This is a genomic window from Streptomyces sp. SCSIO 30461 (assembly GCF_037023745.1).
Lineage (GTDB): Bacteria > Actinomycetota > Actinomycetes > Streptomycetales > Streptomycetaceae > Streptomyces.
The window spans coordinates 6,401,451-6,418,030 of sequence record NZ_CP146101.1 but is presented as its reverse complement, the minus strand read 5'-3'; the positions used below and the strand labels follow the sequence as shown (position 1 = coordinate 6,418,030).

Genomic DNA, 16,580 nt, shown 5'->3' with positions numbered 1-16,580 from the left:
CGGGGGGAACCGATTGGCGGAGCACCCCCCTGCTTGCGCTAATGTATGTGTCGCAGCGAGCGAGCGCCGCCCGGAGAGCCCCGGGTAGGTACGTTCGGTGCATACGCAGCAATCCCCTGTAGCTCAATTGGCAGAGCAGCCGGCTGTTAACCGGCAGGTTACTGGTTCGAGTCCAGTCGGGGGAGCGCGATCCCCTGTAGCTCAATTGGCAGAGCATTCGGCTGTTAACCGGAGGGTTACTGGTTCGAGTCCAGTCGGGGGAGCGGTACGGAAAGAGGACCCCTAGGGGTCCTCTTTCCGTGCGTGGCGCCTCGCGGGAACCGCGCAGGCTGCGGCGCGGTCTTCAAGGTCACAGCGAAGCCGACCATCCGAAGCAGGAGATCGTATGAGCGGCTATGCTGCGGCAGACGGCGCGCACAAATGTGCGCGACGCGCCGTAAGGGGCGGTAGCTCAGCCGGTTAGAGCAGCGGACTCATAATCCGTCGGCCGTGGGTTCGAGTCCCACCCGCCCCACCACGAAGTGGTCCAGCAGAAACGTTCTGACCAGCGAGTTTGCTGGTCGGGGCGGCTGTGGAAGGATCTTGGCGGCCCTGCTGTGATCCTCGAATCATGGATGTTGGGCCGATGTTAGGCCGCCGGAGTCCGAGTTGGCCTATTGGTGCTGTGGCTTCCCTGGTCGAGGCGTCGTGGGTATCTCGGTCCTGCCCCCCACACTCGCGTGGGACGGCGCAGACGACACTGGCGTCATGACCTTTGATCGTGAGGCACTGCAGGCCAGCTGGAACCGGGCCCATGTCCACCTTGAGGCTGCCCGGCTCCAGCTGACGGGCCTGCCGAACGTTGATCTCTCGGCGACGCTTGAGTTCCTGGAGCACAACGAGCTGGGACTCGCCTTTGACTGTCTCGTAGATGTCGGTGACGACCTCGACCTGCCGGTCGTCTTCTGGCAGCACCTCGACCGAGCGGCTCGTGAGATGCGGCTCTACAGCGATGTGTCGCACACGCCCCACCTCACGGCTGCCGACCTCTGCCGTCGCCATATTGCAGCCGCCTCAGAGCGAGCGTGACCGGCCATCCGCTAAGCCCTCGGTCAGAGCACTGGAGGGTAGCCCGGCAGCGATCGACATGCCTGCTGTTGGGGCCGCGTGCTCCGAGGTGGCTGATGCTGTCGACACGATGGTGGACAGGCCAGGGGCGCTGACGGACAAGGGCTCTGTGAGTACATGTGCGAGAAGCCGCCCGTGCTGAATCTGCCCGCAGCGCCAAGGAGCCGATGACCGGTCGTGATTGCGTTCGAGCTTGCGATCATCGTGTCGCAACGACGTAGATGCTGCCCCACTCCCGCTTTGGGTTGGCCATCGCGGCGTCGAATTCCCATGGCTCGACGGTCTCGAAGCCCGCCTCCGCGAACAGCTGGCTGAGCTTTTCGAGGTCGTAGGACCATAGGTGCGGGGTGTATCCGGGGTCGTCGTCCTGATCGCGGAAGACGTAGTTGATCAGGTCGAGGTAGGTGTTGATGTCTGAGCGGCAGGTGCGCTTGGCGTACCAGCGATCGATCGTCTCCTCGGCCTGCTGAGGACCAGCGGGGTAACGGCTGAGGACGAACGATGCGTCCGGGACGCCGGTGATGAGTCGGCCGCCGGGGGCGAGGACGCGGTGGGCTTCGCGGGCGTAGTGCTTGGCGGAAGTCGGGTAGTCGATGTGCTCGAGGAAGTGCTCGGAGAACAGCACCTCCACCGTGTTGTCCTGGAGCGGCAGTCCTTCGCGGACGTCCCACAGCAGGTCGGCCGGCGGCACGGCATCGAGGTTGAAAAAGCCGTCGATCCGGTGCGCGCCCCCGCCGACCTGGACGTTCTTCGGAGCCGCGTCAATCTGTCCGCTGGGGTACGCCTCACGGCTGGCCCTGTGGTACTGGCTGAGCGCGATCTCCTTGACCGCGGCGCGGAGAGTCCGGCCCAGGCCGTGTGTGGTGGCGGGGTCACTTAGGAGGGCGTTGATCTGCTCGCCGAGCAGGTCGATGGAGGTGCCGTTCGTGCGGTGGGGGTTCATCAGAGCGGTGTCCTCTCGCATCAGGCGGTGGCAGGGGCCGGTGCGGTCCATTGGTTGTTGCGCATGAGCGTGTACTTGATGTCGACCAGGTGCGGAGCGATGGTCAGGCCGAGTTCCTCGGCGGGCTGGAGGCGGCCGGTCTCGTCATGCTCGGCTCGCCAGACCCGGTACTCCAGGTCCGGGTACGCGGGGTTGATGCCGATCTCGCCCTTGGGCATGGTCCCGTTGAAGGGGGTGACGATGTCCATGTGGTTCCAGTAGTTCCACGCCTGGAGTGCCTTGTGCTGGTCGAAGTAGAAGTAGAAGTCCGGGTACCGGCCGAAGGTGCGTAGCTCGCGGTGGATGAGGTGGCCGAGGAGCGGCCCAAGCTGCGTGGAGAGGCTGTCGAACTCCCAGCGGGTGCGGTGCCAGGCTTCGGGGACCTGTCCGGGCGTGAAGAGGCGGGCCGCGACGAGGTGGCTGATCCGCTCGGCCAGGTAGTTGCCTGCGTGGCGCGTGTCAAGGCCAGGGTCGATGCGGGAGAGAAGCGCGGCCAGGCCGGTGGGTGGGGGCCGGAACTTGGCCAGGTCGAACTTGCCCGCCATGTCCGGGAAGGAAGCGAACAGCATCTCCTTGTAGAGCCAGTTGTCGAACTCGCCGTGCTCCGCCCGCCCGCAGGTATCGGGGGTGGTGGAGTGCAGCATCAGATACTCGGCCAGGGCCTCGAAGTACACGTAGCCGAGGATCGGCAAGCGGGGGATCGTCTCGTCCAGCAGCCGCAGGAACCGGTCAGGCTGTACGGCCGTGCCCTGGTAGGCGATGGCAGCCGCAAGGGCGAGGAATGCGGTGGAATTCTTGATCCGGCTCACGATGGTCTCGCGCAGCTGGTGACGCTCGGTCTTGGAGAGCAGGTACTCCAGGCGGCTGTAGATCTGAAGGTGGATCGATCCCAGCCGGAGGTAGTCCACACCGGCGAGACCTCGGTAAGCCTGTGGCGGGAGAGTCACCTCGAAGATCAGCGGCGTGGGCACCCGCTTGTCGGAGGCGGCCTTGGCGGCGAAGGCTGGGGCTTCCTTGGTCAGGATGTACTCGCCGAGGTTGTGCATGCGGAAGCCGTGCTCGGTCGCCGTAAGGGGCGCGCAGTACACGCTGCCGACCAGGCAGCCGCCAGAGGGGTAGAGCGTGCCGTGCTCGCTGATCTGCTCCAGGGCGTGCGTGACGTGGAGTAGGTGGAGTTTGCCGTCCCCGCTCAGTGCACGGAAGAGGGCGTTGTCGCGCAGAAGTCGACCGTTGGGGGTGTCAGCGAGGCGGCCCTCCCACCCAGCGGACTGGCACGCGAGAGGGTCCTGGCCGTCGGTGGGCCTGGGGATGAGGGTGGTGTCGAAGAACGCGTGCGCGTCGGCCCACTGCTCGTAGGCGTCGAGGAAGTCCATCAGGTGATCAACCCCAGCTGCGTCAGCCCGGCGAGGACGGCGTCCGCGCTACTCGCCCCAGCCAGCCACGCGGCCTCGGACCGGACGACGAGCGCGAAGGCGGTGGAGCGTAACCCGGCGAAGGAATCTGTACGGACACAGGCGGGGTCGGGCCACCAGGTGAGCTTGGGCAATCGGTAGCGGTCGAGGGCGTCGGCGGCCTTCAGCAGGTCGCTGATCGTCTCTGCGCGGCTGTGGGCGGTGCGGTCGTCCGGGGCGAAGCGCTCGTACGGCAGGTCGTGGAGGCGGATGGCCGTGCCTGCGACGGCGATGCGGCTGGGTGTCGCCGTGATCCCGAAGTGGCTCCAGACGGTGGCGGCGTTGTCCGTGAGCCAGATGGCGGCCCGGGCGCCGTGACCACGGTCGTCCTTGTCGTGGAGGCGGCGGCAGTCGTGGAGCGCCGCGGCCAGGACGAGAGTGGCGGTGTCCTTGTCGCTGAGCCCCGTGGCCTCAGCCAGGAGCGCGGCCAAAGCGGCAGTGCGCATGGCGTGCCGGACTCCGTGGAGGGAGTCATGGCACCTGGGCTCGGCGAGCCAGTCGCGGGGGATGGCCGCCCGGGTGACGAGCTCCTGTGCGCTCGGCCGCAAGGTGGGAGGAGGCGGGCCGTCGGGGAAGTCCGGCCGATTGGCGGTGATCCAGCGGACGGTGGCGGGATCGGTGTACTGGTGGTGCGGGAGCTGCTTGCGTGCAGCCAGCTCGATCAGACTCTCGGCCGGCGAGGTCGTGCTCATCGGGCCCGCCTCCTCGTGGTGGTCGACGACAGCGGATGCCTAGCTGGCGGGCGCGGCGGTGGTGGCCGCATCCCTCTCCTTGCGCTCCTGCTCGGCAGCCTCGAAGGCGGCCGTGAAGTCGGCCAGCTCCTGCTCCGTCATCAGGCGGACGCCGAGCTCGCCGGCGATGTTGCGGATGCGGGCGGCGGCCTCCTCCTGCGGCGTGGCTCCGGCGGCCTCGTCCAGGAGCACCTCGAACTCGGCGTGGTGGCCCCATGCTTCACTCCACTTCACGGCGATCTCGACGCCGCGGAAGCGGAAGTTGTGCCGCTGGTTGAACGCCTGGTGCATGGTGCCCTCAAAGCCGAGGGCGTTGAAGATCCGCACCGCAGCCGCCACATCCTCGCGGTCGATCGCGATCTCCGTTTCGGGGAAGGCGGAACCCTGCCCGATCTTGCTGGCCTTGAGTGTGACCTTCGCCGAGCCAGCGGCCACGTTGTCGGTGACCTTCAGCAACTGGTCCGGGAGGACGTAGAAGAAGATGTTCTTGTCGTCGCAGCCGAGGTCTTCGGCTTCCGCCGTGAGGCGGTCGATGAGCTGGTCGTAGGCGTCCTTGTCGAACCGGGCGCGCATCTCGATCTCGATGGCCACAGGGGCTCCCTTCCGGAATCAGGCATGGGTGATCCGCCCGAGCCAGGCCACGCACGGGGGTGGCTCGGTTGGTTGCGATGTGTGGTTGGTCAGCGAACGGCGGCGGTGCGGTCCGCGGCCGCGTGCCGCACCGCCGCAGGGTGGAACGTCAGTCGATGTCGCCGAAGCGGTCGCGCAGGACGCCCTCATGCAGGTAGTTCGGCAGCGGGACACCGCCGACGGACACCCGCTTGGTGGCGACGTCGCCCTCGGTCTCGTCCGGCAAGCCGGCCAGCAAGGTCAGGCACTGCTTGGCCCACTCCCGGGACTTCTCCCAGTCGCCGAGGTCACGGCTGCGCGTGGCGAGGGCGAAGGCGGTCTCCGCGGCGGCCCAGCAGTCGGTCGCCAGCTCCTGCCGGAAGATGTTCTCCAGCTCGGCTACGGAGGCGACGCGGGTCGGGTTGGTCATGATGTCTTCTCTCCTACGGTGGTGCCTGGTGGTGTTCAACGCGTCGACAGCCGATAGGTGACATCTGTGAGGGCTCAGTACGTGAAGATCTCCGCGAGGGTGCGGTAGTCGTGGAGCTCGTCCTTGTCGAACCAGAGGTCCACCTCCATCTCGGCCTCCTCCTTGTTGCCCGAGGCGTGCACCAGGTTCGCCACGGCCTTCCCGGACGCGGCGCTGGCCCCGCGGCTGTAGTGCGAGTAGTCGCCGCGGATGGTGCCGGCGGGAGCCTCGTTCGGGTACGTGCTGCCGACGATCTTCCGGACCGTCGCAACGGCGTCGAAGCCCTCCAGGACGAGTGCGATGACAGGGCCCTGCTGCATGAAGGCCGCGGTGAGGTTGTAGACCTCCGGGCCGAGTCGCTCCTCCAGGTCGAAGTAGTGACGCCGAGTGAACTCAGCGTCCAACTGCTTCATCTTGACGCCGACGATCTTCAGCGCCGCGTCTTCGAAGCGGGCGATGATCTTCCCGCCGAAGCCACGGACCAGAGCGTCGGGTTTGAGGAGGACGAGCGTGCGCTCCACGGTGTTTTCCTGATCCTGGGCCATCGATTTCCCTTTCAGCTTTCAGGCAAGCCATATGGCGGGCGCTCAGCGCCTCGCCCGCCCGAGGTTACCGGCGTCGAAACCCCCGTTTGTGCCAGTTAGTTGACAGATGGAAGGGTTATCGGCCAGATGATCGGGACTGCTGTCCGGCCAGGACCCAGTGCAGCTGCTCCCAGGCGGAAAACGCACTTGCTGCACGCGTGGATCTCGGCCTCGACATCGCCCACGGCGATCGAGCCGATGACGGCCACTTCGACACCAAGCTGTTCACAGCGGAAGCAGCTCCCGTCGGTCCACTCGAGTCGTTGCCAGAGTTGCTGAGGCTTCACGCGGCCGGATGGCCGCGGGCAGGCCGGAGGCCGTCGATCGATGCGGTCCACTCCTTTCCGCCGCCCTCCGGCCGCAGCCAGACGCTGGTGGGAGTCCTCTCGGAGTAGTAAGGCCACGGCTGCACCTCGCCCCGGCGGCCGGTGCCCGTGTCGATCACCACTGCGTGAACCGTGAGCCACTCCGGCAGCGAACTCCAGTCAGCCGCGGCTTCGACGGTCACCGGGCACTGAGATGCGGGTTGGATCGTTCGTTCGAGGTCTTGCGGTGCGGGCCTCATGGCTGTGCCATCTCCGATCTCTGCCTGAACAAGACGGGTGGAACGGACGAGCGTCGTTGGCCAACGCCACTTGATGCAAGACGAGTTGTTCGCATCTCCCAGCGGTGTTCTCGGCCTGCTGAGACAGTAGCCAGGAGGTCCGGTGACACCCCGGAAAAACCTTCCGGGGTTCACTTCGGCCATGAGGTGAAGATCAGGACATGCGAGGTATGACAGAGGCCCTGACAATCGGCGAGCGCGTCGCCTGGTACCGGCGTCGGCGCGGCCTCTCCCAAGAGGTGCTGGCCGGTCTCGTCGGCCGTACCACGGACTGGCTGAGCAAGGCGGAGAACAACCGGATCGAGCTGGACCGTCTCTCAGTGATCACCTCACTCGCCGATGCCCTCGACGTCTCTCTCGGAGACCTGCTCGCCGAGCCGACCCTCATGGACTGGTCGGCCGACAGTGGCCACCGGACGGTACCCGCGCTGCGCGAAACGCTGATGGACTACAAACAGCTCGCCCCTTTACTCGGAGCCGCCAGCGACGAGGAACCACCCGTCCTGCAGGACCTCCGAGGCAACGTTAGCGACGTGCTCGATGCCTACCAGGCATCTCGGTACGGCTTCGCCACACGACGTCTCCCTCTTGTCCTGGCCGATGCACTCGCCGCGTCCCGCACCTACTCGGGGCACGAGGCGGAGGAAGCCCACGCCCTGCTGGCCCTCACATACCACGGCGCCGCCATGGTGCTGGGCAAGGTCGGAGAGTCCGAGCTGGCATGGATCGCCGCGGACCGTGGGCTGGCAGCAGCGCACTACAGCGGCCGCAGCGAAGTCACGGGGTCGCTGTTCCGTGCGGTCACGCACTGCCTCCTGGCCACCGGACGCTTCACAGCCGCGGTCCAGCTGGTGAACGACGCGGCAGGGTCATGCAGCCGGAGCTGGGCAACGCCAACGACGAGTACCTCTCCGTGTACGGCACGCTGTTTCTCACGGGCGCGATGGCCGCCGCCCGGGCAGAAGACCGGGCGACCACGCAGACCTTCCTCCGCGAGGCGAACGAGACCGCGCACCGACTCGGCGCCGACGCCAATCACATGTGGACGGCCTTCGGCCCAACCAACGTGGCCATCCACCGCGTAGCCACCGCCGGCGAACTCGGCGACATCCAGATCGCCGCGGACCTGGGCTCACGAATCGACACCACCGCCCTGCCCGTGGAGCGGCGCGTAAGGCACAGCCTCGAAGTCGCCAGGGCGCTGAGCCACTGGAACCGCACCGACGACGCCCTGGCAGTCCTGCTCGAAGCCGAGCAGGCCGCTCCCGAGCAGGTGCGCCACCACTACCTGAGCCGGGAACTCGTCATCGGCTGGATACGCGGCACCAGGGGTCGGCCTTCCCTACCCGTGGCAGACCTGGCCCGCAGACTGGGCATCGTGGCGGGCAGCTAGAGTCCGATCCGTGAGCGAGAACGAGCACGAAGCGAAGATGGCCCACCCTCGCATGGCAGCCGGTGCTCTCTTCTTCGACGAGGCCGATCGAGTCCTCCTCGTCGAGCCGTCTTACAAGGACTACCGAGATATCCCGGGAGGCTACGTCGAGGAGGGGGAGTCGCCCCGACAAGCCTGCGTGCGCGAGGTCCAGGAGGAACTCGGCATCGCCCCCCACATCGGCCGCCTCCTCGTCGTCGACTGGGCCCCGAACCCCGGAGAAGGCGACAAGGTCCTCTACCTCTTCGACGGCGGCCGACTGAGCGCAGATGACCGCCGACAGATCGCCCTGCAAGCGGACGAGCTCCGCGGCTACGACTTCCACAACGCTGACCAGATAGCGGAGCTCACCATCCCTCGCCTGGCGCGCCGAATCGCCGCCGCCATCCAGGCACGAGCGGCCGACCTGACTGCCTATCTAGAGCATGGGGAGCCGCCGGCAACGGGGACCTGACAGATCAGCAGCGGCAGACGCCGTGGGTGGCCGACGGCAGACCCACCTTCACCTCTCGGAGCCACTGGCTCAGCGCGCATTCTGAGCAAGCATCCAGAGCGGCATGGCTGGTTCGAGTGGTGCAGCGGCAGCAGCCGGGCGGTCCACTACAGCCTGGGTACGAGCGCCCCGCATGCCCTGGCCCGCCGCCCGCGGTATGCCGGGGGCATCACACCGTGGATCCGCGACAGCGTGAACACCCGCTTCGCATCGCGGAGATGACACCAGGCGTACAGATGCGGAGGGTCCAGGTCGCGCGGCCTCGTCCGCCGTCGCGTCCAGCGAATCCGCCAGGACGTCCCGAGAGGCCAGCGCACTCAGCGCGGCCAGTGCTTCGGCTGCTGCAGGGCGGGCAGCGGGAGCCGGGACGGCGCGAGCGCGACCGAGCCCGGGCGTTGCAGGCGTTCGGTCAGTTCGCTCACCGAGCGCGGCTCCGGGACCGGTCCTCGTCCTTCGCCACGCTTCCGTGTCAGGTTGGAAAGGATCACTGTCTGAGGTCGATCGTGCGTACTGGCTGTCCCGTGGTCCGGGCGATGGTTTCGAAGTCGCGGTCGTAGTGGAGCAGGGTGAGGCCCGCTTCTTCGGCGGCGGCTGCGACGAGGAGGTCGACCGGGCCCGCGCTGCGGTGTTCCCCCTTCGCGGTGAGCTGCTCCTGGACCACGCGGGAGCGGCGGTAGATGCCGTCCGGCATCGGACACCAGACGTAGTGGGCGTCGAGTGCCGCCTTCAGCCGAGCGCGGTCCGTGGAAGAGCGGGCGGAGTAGAGGACCTCAAGTTCCGTGAGGTCGCAGATCGCGACGAGGCCGGCGGCGATCCTGTCGTCCCACTCGGCCGTGTTCTGGGCGAGAAGGACGCGGGCGAGGGCGGAGGTGTCGATGAGGTAGTCGGCGACGGTCACGGCCGGTACTGGCTCTTGTCCAGGAGGATGTTGATGTCCAGGGCTCCGTCGGCCACCAGTTGCCGGGAGTCCTCGAGTGCGCGCAGGCGCCGGTAGCGAGCGGTGACCTCGCGCAGGGCGGTGTTGATCGTGTCGCGCTTGGTGGTGGTGCCGAGTTCCCTGGCGGCTGCCTCCAGTGCCTCGTCGTCGAGGTCGATGACGGTTCGGCTCACTGCGACTCCCTGTGTATACGGCAATGTATATCAGTATGCCTGCTCCACTGTATATCGAGGGGCGGGCTCCAGTCTGGTCCTGATCGGCGGGCTTCTTCGCCAGAAGGCGAGACCGGACGAGGTTCGAGAGCAGGTGCTCGCGCACAGCGAGGGCGGCGACCTGCCTCGCGCCCGGTTCCTCTGGAGCCACCTGCCCGCTGCCGACCATGAGGTCCCCGCATCCGGCGCGTGGTCCGGTGCCTGCGCACCTGACTGCCAAGACGTGCGGAGCCCCACCCTCGGGCCAGGAGGGCGAGCCCTTGCTTCGCCGGTAAGGCGCTCTGCTGCTCGACTCTTCGAGTCACGAGGCCTCTGCCCGCACGCCTGCTCTCGGCGAGGTCCCAGTGGCCGCCGTGGATGGCTTGTCGTGCACCGTAGTGGACACGCAGTGGACGGAAGGATCCTGAAGGACTAGGAAGGTCAGGCGCGGGTCCGCAGGGTTGCACGCCGCTGACCTGCTGAAATGGGAAGATCGGGGCAGGATCCGGCCGCAAGTGGAAGATCCGAAAAGAGCAGAGCGAGCACGAGGACGCCGTCCGGCAGCGATGGGCCGCCCACCACGTACCGGCAGAGGGCGACGCGCCCGGCTGACACCCGTGTGACCGTGCCTCGACCGGCGACCCGTACGGTGAGCCTGAGCCGACTTCCACAGGGCTTGGGGCGTTGCACGCCAACAGGAATGTTCAGGTCCCGTGCGAGCGCGTGTCCCCGGCGGGCGGCCCAGGTGGTTCCTCAAGGATGCTCCAGGCCACCGGGCCCAGCATGTCGGCCAACCGCTGGAAGACGTCGATGAGCATGTCGTCCACGGTCAGGACGCCCACGACCCGGTGTCCATCCAGTACAGGCAGGCGACGGACACCAGACCTGCGGAACACTCGGTAGGCCTCGTGGATGTCGTCGGTCACGCCCACTGTGATCACCGGCGAGGTCATCACCGTATCCACCGGCTCGTCCTCGCCCAGGCCTCGGGCAAGAGCGCGTACCGCAAGGTCGCGGTCGGTGACGATGCCGCGGAGCGTCCCGCCCTCCGTAACCATCACGGAGCCGACCCCGTATTCAGCCATTTCACGGGCCACCTGCCCCAGCGGCGTCCGCGTCGGAACGGACACCGCCGGAGAACTCATCGGCTCGGAGACCTTCATCAGCCAGCACCTAGAGCCCTTGGGAGAGCAGCAGTTCGTGTGCCAGTCGGGCGCCGCGGACTGCCTGCTTCTCCATCTCAGCGTTCTCCGAGGGGATTTCCTCCAGCCCTTCGGCCAGTGCTCTGATGGCCTGGGCCAGGACCTGCACCTGGGACTCCAGGATGCGCAGCCTTTCGTGCTCGTTCGGGGCGACGTTCTCAGTCATCGACGGCTCCTCACTCTGTACGGTCGACGAGGAAGTCGGCGCTGTCGGCAAGCGTGGTGAGTCGCGGAGCGTCCTCGTCGTCAATGCGGACACCGGTCCGCTCGCTGAGGGTCTCGACGAAGCTCAGGAAGTCCAGCGAGTCCATTTCGAGGACGTCACGGAACTTATCGTCGGGCCCCAGGCTGGTGAAGTCGGCGTCGGGAATGACGCGTGCTAGCGACTCCTTGACAATGTCCCGTGCTTCGGTGCGGTTCATAGCTGCTCCGGGTTCTGCAGGTGACGGTCTACCGCTACCAGGTAGCGGGCTCCGATGGCGCCGTCCGTCGCTCGGTGGTCCGCCGACAAGGTGGCAGTAACCACGGGCCGCACGCCCAGCAGGCCGTCGACGGCGCTTGGCCGGTCGCCGACCCGACCGAAGCCGACCAGGGCCACTTGCGGCGGGTAGATGACGCCGAAGACGGTTTCCACCCCTTGATCGCCGAGATTGGTGACCGTGATCGTGGCGTCGGACACTTCGGAGCTGCGGAGCCGACCTGTGCGGGCGTGGGCGACCAGGTCCTTCAAAGCGGCCATCAGGTCGGTGAGGTCGAGGGCGTCGGCGTCGTGCAGTGCCGGAGCCATGAGCCCGCCACTGCGCAGGGACACCGCCACCCCGAGGTGTACGCCCTCGCCTGCCATGAAGTGGTCGTCGGTCCAGAAGCCGTTCAGCTCGGGGACTTCCCGGGCCGCGAGGGCCGCCGCCTTGAGCAGCAGGGCGGCAGGTAGCAGCCGCTTGCCGACCGGGCTGCGCCGGTTGTGTTCATGCAGCCACTCCAACGCGGCGGCCATGTCGATGGTCGTGGACAGGTAGTAATGCGGAATCTCTTGATTGGCGCGGGTCATCAGTCCAGCGATCGCCTGGCGCATCGTGGCTGACCGATCCCCTGAAGGGCGTACCGGGGCGGCGACGCGGCGTGGGGCCGCGGTTGCCGGTCCGGGGACTGCCTTGCGCACATCTGTGGCGCGAACGGCGCCGCCCTTGCCGGTCCCAGTCACCGTGGCCAGGTCGACGTCCAGTTCGGCTGCGAGCTTTCGGGCGAGGGGGGTGGTCCGTATGCGCGGTAGTGAAGTGACAGCCTCGGCGGCTGCGGCTGCTTGTTCGACGTCGGTTCGGGTGACGCGCCCTCCGGGTCCGGATCCGTGGAGGTCCTCCAGGCCGATGCCGCTGCGCTCGGCGAGGTGCCGGGTCAAGGGGCCCGCTTCGCTGTGCCCGCGCTCGTGGGCAGCCGACGGTGCCGGAAGTCCGGCGGGTTCGCGCCGGGCGGGGGGCGTCGCGCGCATTGGAGCAGGCGGGACCGGTTGATTCCCGTCGGCCTTCTTCTCGGGCTTGCGAGGCTTTTTGTGTCTCCCGGGTTCTTCCGCGGCTGGCTCGATCAGCGCGAGTGTCGTTCCGACCGGCACCGTCGTGCCCGGTTCGACGAGGAGCTGGCCCATCATCCCGGTCTCGAAACATTCCACCTCGATCATGGCCTTCGAGGTTTCGACGACGGCGACGGGATCACCTTTGCGGACCAGGTCACCGGGCTGCACCAGCCATTCCTGGAGTGTGCCCTCGTCCATGTCGGCACCCAGGGACGGCATGGTGAACTCGGCCATGGTCAGTCCACCGCCCGGTGTGCCGCCGCGACGATGTCGGCAGCCTGCGGCAGGGCCGCCTCCTCAAGCCGCAGGGCGTAGGGCATGGGAACCTCCGCGCTGCACACCCGCTCGACGGGCGCGTCCAGTTCGTAGAACGATGCTTCAGCGATGCGGGCGGAGACCTCGGCGGCGAGGCTGCCGCTGCGCCAAGCCTCGTCGATGACCACCGCCCGATGTGTACGGGCTACGGAGGCGGCGATGGCCGCGTCGTCGAGCGGCCGGAGTGTCCGCAGATCGGTCACCTCGGCTCTGATGCCTTCGGTGGCCAGCTCGTCTGCCGCAGCGAGGGCTTTGGGCAGTGAACCGCCGTAGGTGATCAGGGAGATGTCGGTGCCGGGCCTGCGGATGGCAGCGTGGTCCAGGTTCACGGGGGCAGTGGGTGGGATGAGTTCACCGGCGGTGTTGTAGAGACCTCCGTGTTCGAAGATCAGCACTGGGTCGGGGTCGGCCAGTGCCGGGGCCAGCATGTGGCGCGCGTCGTCGATCGTCGCCGGAGCGAGCACACGGATGCCGGGGATGTGTGCGTACCAGCCTTCTAGGCTGTGGGAGTGCTGGGCGGCGAGCTGCCGTCCCGCGCCCGTCGTCATCCGGATCACCAGCGGTACGGGGAGCTGTCCACCGGACATGTGCAGCAGGGTTGCGGCATTGTTGAGGATCTGATCGAGGGCGAGCAGGCTGAAGTTGACGGTCATGATCTCGACGATGGGCCTCATGCCGGCCAGGGCCGCGCCGATGCCGGCGCCCACGAATCCGGACTCCGACAGCGGGGTGTCGCGCACTCGCCTCGGACCGAACTCTTCCAGCAGGCCGAGGCTGACGCCGAAGCAGCCGCCGTACCGGCCCACGTCCTCGCCCATGAGGAAGACGCGGTCGTCGGAGCGCAGGGCCTCCCGCAGGGCCTCCCGCATCGCTTCCCGGTAGGTGGTCTTCCCGTCCTCCGGCTGGGTGGTGCCCATCGTCAGTTCACCTCGGCCGAGGAACTCGTGACGTGGCGGAGCAGGTTCTCGACCGGCTCCTCCGGCGCCTGTTCGGCCGCTTCGACGGCGCGGTCGGTTTCCTCGGTGACCTGGTGCTCTATTCGGGCGAGTTCCTCGTCGTCCAGCTCGCCGTCCTCGCGCATGCGCTCCATGAGCCGGTTGATAGGGTCCCGGTCCTTCCATCGCTCAACCTCTGCCTTGTCCCGGTATCGGTCGGGGTCGTACATGGAGTGGGCGCGGAAGCGGTAGGTGCGCAGTTCGAGGAAGTGAGGTCCGGCGCCTGCCCGGATGGCTTCGGCGGCTTGGCGGGCGGCCTGCTCGACGGCTTCGACGTCCATTCCGTCCACAGCCCAGGCGACCATGCCGTACGAGGCGGCGCGCATGGCCAGGTCGGTCTGTGCCTCGTGGCGCTCGATGGCGGTGCCCATGGCGTAGAGGTTGTTCTCGCACACCAGCAGCAGCGGCAGGTTCCACAAGGCGGCCAGGTTGGCCGTCTCATGGAACTCGCCTTCGGCGAAGGCGCCGTCGCCGAAGAAGCAACAGGTGACACGGGACTGCTCGCGCATACGGTCGGCGAGGGCGAGACCGGCGGCCAGGGGGAGACCGCCGGCGACGATGGCGTTGCCGCCGTAGAAGCGAAGGCCCGCGTCGAACAGGTGCATGGACCCGCCCCGGCCCCCACTGCAGCCGGTCGTCTTCCCGTACATCTCGGCCATGACGGCCTCCGCCGGGATACCGCGGGCGAGCGCATGGCCGTGCTCGCGGTAGGTAGAGACCACCGCGTCCTCAGGGCGCAGCGCCTCGTTGATGCCGACGGCGACGGCTTCCTCGCCGATGTAGAGGTGGACGAATCCGCGGATCTTCGCGGCACTGTACAGCTCGACGCATCGCTCTTCGAAGCGCCGGATGCGCAGCATGCCGAGCAGCAGTGCGCCCTGGTGCCCGGCCGCCGCTTGGTGGGCCGACGGCGGTCTTTCATCAGCCGCGGTCTTCGCGGTGACTCTGGTTCGGTCGGGGGAGGTGGTGGTCTCGGTCTGTGCGTTCTTCGAGGTCTTTCGTTGGCGGGTGCCGCGGGCAGGACTCATGCGGATCCCTCCAGAGTGGACAGGTCGCCGGTGGGCAGGCCGAGTTCACGGGCACGCAACAGTCGGCGCATGACCTTGCCGCTGCGGGTCTTGGGCAGGCTCTGGTCGAAGGCGATCTCCCGCGGCGCGACGGCCGGGCCGAGCCTCCGACGGGCGAAAGCGAGCAGCTCACGTTCCAGCACGGGCGTCGGCTCCATGCCGGGCTGTAGCGACACGAACGCCTTGACGATGCTCCCGGCGACGGGGTCCGGCCGTCCGATCACACCGGCCTCCGCGACCGCCGGGTGCTCCATCAGTGTGCTCTCCACCTCGAACGGCCCGATTAGGTGCCCCGCCGACTTGATGACGTCGTCGGCTCGCCCCACGAACCAGAACCAGCCGTCAGCATCTCGCTTGACCAGGTCGCCGGTCAGATACCAGCCGTCGGCGAACGCGGCCTCGTACCGCTGCTTGTCGTGCAGATAGCCGCGGAACATGGACGGCCAGCCGGGGCGCAGCGCCAACTCGCCCTCAACGCCCGGGCTCTCCAGTAGCGTCACCCGGCCGTCGGTGACCCGTGCCCGGCCGTCCTCGCCGCGCTCCAGCACTCCAGCCTCGACCCCCGGCAGCGGCCGCCCCATCGAGCCGGGCCGGATCTCGCAGCCCGCATAATTCGCGATCATGATGCAACCGGTCTCGGTCTGCCACCAGTTGTCGTGCACGGGCAGGCCCAGCACATCTAGGCCCCACACCACGGCCTCGGGGTTCAGAGGCTCGCCGACGGAGGCGATGAACCGCAGCGCCGACAGATCGTACGAGCGCGGCAGGTCGTACGGGCCCTGTCGGGGTGTGGCGCGCATGAGCATCCGCAGGGCCGTCGGTGCGGTGTACCAGACGCTGACCCGTTGTTCGCCGAGGATCCGGTACCAGCGCCGGGCGTCGTAGTCGCCCTCGTCGACGACAGCCGTCACGCCATGCACGAGCGGGGCGATGATCCCGTACGACATGCCGGTGACCCAGCCGGGGTCGGCGGTGCACCAGTACACGTCCTCGGGGTCCAGATCGAGCGCGTAAGCGGCCGTGGCGTGGTGCGCGACGACCGCTTCATGAACGTGGATCGCGCCCTTGGGGGTCCCGGTGGTTCCGCTGGTGAAGTGCAGCAGAGCCATGTCCTCGGGCGACGTCGGCGGGATGGTGAAGCTGTCGGATGCGGAGGCCATCAGGGCATCGAAGGAGTCCGTGCCGGGAAGCTCCTCCGCGCCGGGTCCGACGATGAGCACGTGCTTCAGATCGGGGAGCGATGCCCGCCGATCGGCGACCTTGCGTCGGTACAGGGCCGCAGCGGTCACCAGCACGCGGGCGTCGCCCAGCCGTAGCCGCTGTTCGACCGGGTCGGGGCCGAACGCGGAGAAGAGAGGGCACAGCACGCTGGTGTTCTTCAGCGTGCCAAGCACCGCGGTGTAGAGCTCGGGACAGCGGCCCAGCAGGGTGAACACCCGGTCTGCGTGGGCGACGCCGAGCGAGCGCAGGACGTTCGCGAAACGGGCCGTACGATCGGCCAGCTCGGCGTACGTGACCGTCGAGACGGCATTGTCACGGGCGATGCACCGCAGCGCTACCTTGTCACCATGGTCCGGTCCGGCATGCCGGTCAACCGCCTCGTAGGCCATATTCAGCCCGCCGCCGGGCAGCCCGGCCAGCGCAGTACGTGCGTGCGACCAGGTGAAATCGGAACGAACCTGATCGTAGTCGGCGAGATTCGGCGTGACGCCCGGTGGGGTGTCCTTGTGGATCGTCTCCCAGTGCATAGGACGGCTCCTCCCGACGCCTGCCTCTGCCTCCAGGGTCGCCGAGCCTGGCCCGTGCCGCATTGCGGCTGGCCTGTCCGGATACGAGACGGGCGG

General features: G+C 67.8%; 19 protein-coding genes, 3 tRNA genes and 1 pseudogene. 7 read left to right on the top strand and 16 right to left on the bottom strand.

Translation table 11 applies throughout. The features are described from left to right. Positions 1–112: 112 nt before the first annotated feature. The 4 genes from V1460_RS28905 to V1460_RS28890 all read left to right on the top strand — a co-directional run bounded on the left by V1460_RS28905 (position 113) and on the right by V1460_RS28890 (position 1,068). A tRNA-Asn gene (locus tag V1460_RS28905) sits at positions 113–185 on the top strand. Positions 186–190: 5 nt separating this feature from the next. Then, positions 191–263 (top strand) — tRNA-Asn (locus V1460_RS28900). 177 nt (positions 264–440) lie between these two features. Next, positions 441–517: transfer RNA gene (locus V1460_RS28895), tRNA-Ile, on the top strand. Positions 518–747: 230 nt separating this feature from the next. Next, a complete protein-coding gene (locus tag V1460_RS28890; protein WP_338676540.1) occupies positions 748–1,068 on the top strand; it encodes a MafI family immunity protein in 321 nt (106 codons plus the stop codon). Between the two features lie 238 nt (positions 1,069–1,306). On the opposite strand, the gene V1460_RS28885 is transcribed toward V1460_RS28890, so the two are convergent. From V1460_RS28885 to V1460_RS28855, 7 genes are all read right to left on the bottom strand, one after another. Beyond that, positions 1,307–2,050 carry a methyltransferase domain-containing protein gene (locus V1460_RS28885; RefSeq protein ID WP_338676539.1) on the bottom strand — a complete coding sequence of 248 codons (744 nt, stop codon included), beginning with the start codon at positions 2,048–2,050 and terminating at the stop codon, positions 1,307–1,309. Between the two features lie 20 nt (positions 2,051–2,070). Further along, complete coding sequence (locus tag V1460_RS28880) at positions 2,071–3,462, bottom strand: hypothetical protein (protein ID WP_338676538.1); 1,392 nt, start codon at positions 3,460–3,462, stop codon at positions 2,071–2,073. Further along, complete coding sequence (locus tag V1460_RS28875) at positions 3,462–4,232, bottom strand: hypothetical protein (RefSeq protein ID WP_338676537.1); 771 nt, start codon at positions 4,230–4,232, stop codon at positions 3,462–3,464. Before V1460_RS28875 ends, V1460_RS28880 begins: the two co-directional genes overlap by 1 nt. 39 nt (positions 4,233–4,271) lie before the next feature. Next, positions 4,272–4,862, bottom strand: coding sequence for a hypothetical protein (locus tag V1460_RS28870; RefSeq protein ID WP_338676536.1), 591 nt, complete (start codon positions 4,860–4,862; stop codon positions 4,272–4,274). Positions 4,863–5,010: 148 nt separating this feature from the next. Continuing rightward, positions 5,011–5,310 carry a hypothetical protein gene (locus V1460_RS28865; protein ID WP_338676535.1) on the bottom strand — a complete coding sequence of 100 codons (300 nt, stop codon included), beginning with the start codon at positions 5,308–5,310 and terminating at the stop codon, positions 5,011–5,013. 74 nt (positions 5,311–5,384) lie between these two features. Then, on the bottom strand, positions 5,385–5,894 hold the full coding sequence (locus V1460_RS28860) for a nucleoside-diphosphate kinase (RefSeq protein ID WP_338676534.1): 510 nt from the start codon (positions 5,892–5,894) through the stop codon (positions 5,385–5,387). A 322-nt stretch (positions 5,895–6,216) separates the two neighbouring features. Beyond that, on the bottom strand, positions 6,217–6,441 hold the full coding sequence (locus tag V1460_RS28855; RefSeq protein WP_338676533.1) for a hypothetical protein: 225 nt from the start codon (positions 6,439–6,441) through the stop codon (positions 6,217–6,219). A 257-nt stretch (positions 6,442–6,698) separates the two neighbouring features. Between V1460_RS28855 and V1460_RS28850 the strand changes: the two are divergent. The 3 genes and pseudogenes from V1460_RS28850 to V1460_RS28840 all read left to right on the top strand — a co-directional run. Next, positions 6,699–6,851 (top strand): annotated as a pseudogene (locus V1460_RS28850) (helix-turn-helix domain-containing protein); the annotation flags it as partial. Between the two features lie 557 nt (positions 6,852–7,408). Further along, a complete protein-coding gene (locus V1460_RS28845) occupies positions 7,409–7,930 on the top strand; it encodes a hypothetical protein (RefSeq protein WP_338678407.1) in 522 nt (173 codons plus the stop codon). 10 nt (positions 7,931–7,940) lie between these two features. Beyond that, positions 7,941–8,423 (top strand): NUDIX hydrolase, encoded by a 483-nt coding sequence (locus V1460_RS28840; RefSeq protein WP_338676532.1) that lies wholly within the window; start codon positions 7,941–7,943, stop codon positions 8,421–8,423. A gap of 523 nt (positions 8,424–8,946) precedes the next feature. Here V1460_RS28840 and V1460_RS28835 read toward each other — a convergent pair. The 9 genes from V1460_RS28835 to acsA all read right to left on the bottom strand — a co-directional run bounded on the left by V1460_RS28835 (position 8,947) and on the right by acsA (position 16,484). After that, entirely contained in the window at positions 8,947–9,360 is a 414-nt protein-coding gene (locus V1460_RS28835; protein WP_185013271.1) for a PIN domain nuclease, read from the bottom strand. Beyond that, entirely contained in the window at positions 9,357–9,572 is a 216-nt protein-coding gene (locus tag V1460_RS28830) for a type II toxin-antitoxin system VapB family antitoxin (protein WP_018889935.1), read from the bottom strand. The genes V1460_RS28835 and V1460_RS28830 overlap by 4 nt, the downstream gene beginning before the upstream one ends. 722 nt (positions 9,573–10,294) lie before the next feature. Further along, positions 10,295–10,735, bottom strand: coding sequence for a CBS domain-containing protein (locus tag V1460_RS28825; RefSeq protein WP_338678248.1), 441 nt, complete (start codon positions 10,733–10,735; stop codon positions 10,295–10,297). A gap of 28 nt (positions 10,736–10,763) precedes the next feature. Then, on the bottom strand, positions 10,764–10,958 hold the full coding sequence (locus V1460_RS28820) for a hypothetical protein (protein WP_338676531.1): 195 nt from the start codon (positions 10,956–10,958) through the stop codon (positions 10,764–10,766). Positions 10,959–10,968: 10 nt separating this feature from the next. After that, positions 10,969–11,214 (bottom strand): acyl carrier protein, encoded by a 246-nt coding sequence (locus V1460_RS28815; RefSeq protein WP_338676530.1) that lies wholly within the window; start codon positions 11,212–11,214, stop codon positions 10,969–10,971. After that, entirely contained in the window at positions 11,211–12,593 is a 1,383-nt protein-coding gene (locus tag V1460_RS28810) for a 2-oxo acid dehydrogenase subunit E2 (protein ID WP_338676529.1), read from the bottom strand. Before V1460_RS28810 ends, V1460_RS28815 begins: the two co-directional genes overlap by 4 nt. 2 nt (positions 12,594–12,595) lie before the next feature. Continuing rightward, positions 12,596–13,591, bottom strand: a complete 996-nt coding sequence (locus tag V1460_RS28805; RefSeq protein ID WP_338676528.1) for an alpha-ketoacid dehydrogenase subunit beta — start codon at positions 13,589–13,591, stop codon at positions 12,596–12,598. Between the two features lie 2 nt (positions 13,592–13,593). Further along, positions 13,594–14,697: a pyruvate dehydrogenase (acetyl-transferring) E1 component subunit alpha gene (gene pdhA / locus V1460_RS28800; protein WP_338676527.1), complete on the bottom strand. Its 1,104-nt coding sequence runs from the start codon at positions 14,695–14,697 to the stop codon at positions 13,594–13,596. Next, positions 14,694–16,484, bottom strand: coding sequence for an acetate--CoA ligase (gene acsA / locus V1460_RS28795; protein WP_338676526.1), 1,791 nt, complete (start codon positions 16,482–16,484; stop codon positions 14,694–14,696). Before acsA ends, pdhA begins: the two co-directional genes overlap by 4 nt. Positions 16,485–16,580: the final 96 nt, after the last annotated feature.

Coding starts and splice junctions, on each gene's coding strand:
- V1460_RS28890 (WP_338676540.1), top strand. CDS start 748: ATGACCTTTGATCGTGAGGCACTGCAGGCCAGCTGGAACCGGGCCCAT.
- V1460_RS28885 (WP_338676539.1), bottom strand. CDS start 2,050: ATGAACCCCCACCGCACGAACGGCACCTCCATCGACCTGCTCGGCGAG.
- V1460_RS28880 (WP_338676538.1), bottom strand. CDS start 3,462: ATGGACTTCCTCGACGCCTACGAGCAGTGGGCCGACGCGCACGCGTTC.
- V1460_RS28875 (WP_338676537.1), bottom strand. CDS start 4,232: ATGAGCACGACCTCGCCGGCCGAGAGTCTGATCGAGCTGGCTGCACGC.
- V1460_RS28865 (WP_338676535.1), bottom strand. CDS start 5,310: ATGACCAACCCGACCCGCGTCGCCTCCGTAGCCGAGCTGGAGAACATC.
- V1460_RS28860 (WP_338676534.1), bottom strand. CDS start 5,894: ATGGCCCAGGATCAGGAAAACACCGTGGAGCGCACGCTCGTCCTCCTC.
- V1460_RS28845 (WP_338678407.1), top strand. CDS start 7,409: ATGCAGCCGGAGCTGGGCAACGCCAACGACGAGTACCTCTCCGTGTAC.
- V1460_RS28825 (WP_338678248.1), bottom strand. CDS start 10,735: ATGAGTTCTCCGGCGGTGTCCGTTCCGACGCGGACGCCGCTGGGGCAG.
- V1460_RS28820 (WP_338676531.1), bottom strand. CDS start 10,958: ATGACTGAGAACGTCGCCCCGAACGAGCACGAAAGGCTGCGCATCCTG.
- V1460_RS28815 (WP_338676530.1), bottom strand. CDS start 11,214: ATGAACCGCACCGAAGCACGGGACATTGTCAAGGAGTCGCTAGCACGC.
- V1460_RS28810 (WP_338676529.1), bottom strand. CDS start 12,593: ATGGCCGAGTTCACCATGCCGTCCCTGGGTGCCGACATGGACGAGGGC.
- V1460_RS28805 (WP_338676528.1), bottom strand. CDS start 13,591: ATGGGCACCACCCAGCCGGAGGACGGGAAGACCACCTACCGGGAAGCG.
- pdhA (WP_338676527.1), bottom strand. CDS start 14,697: ATGAGTCCTGCCCGCGGCACCCGCCAACGAAAGACCTCGAAGAACGCA.
- acsA (WP_338676526.1), bottom strand. CDS start 16,484: ATGCACTGGGAGACGATCCACAAGGACACCCCACCGGGCGTCACGCCG.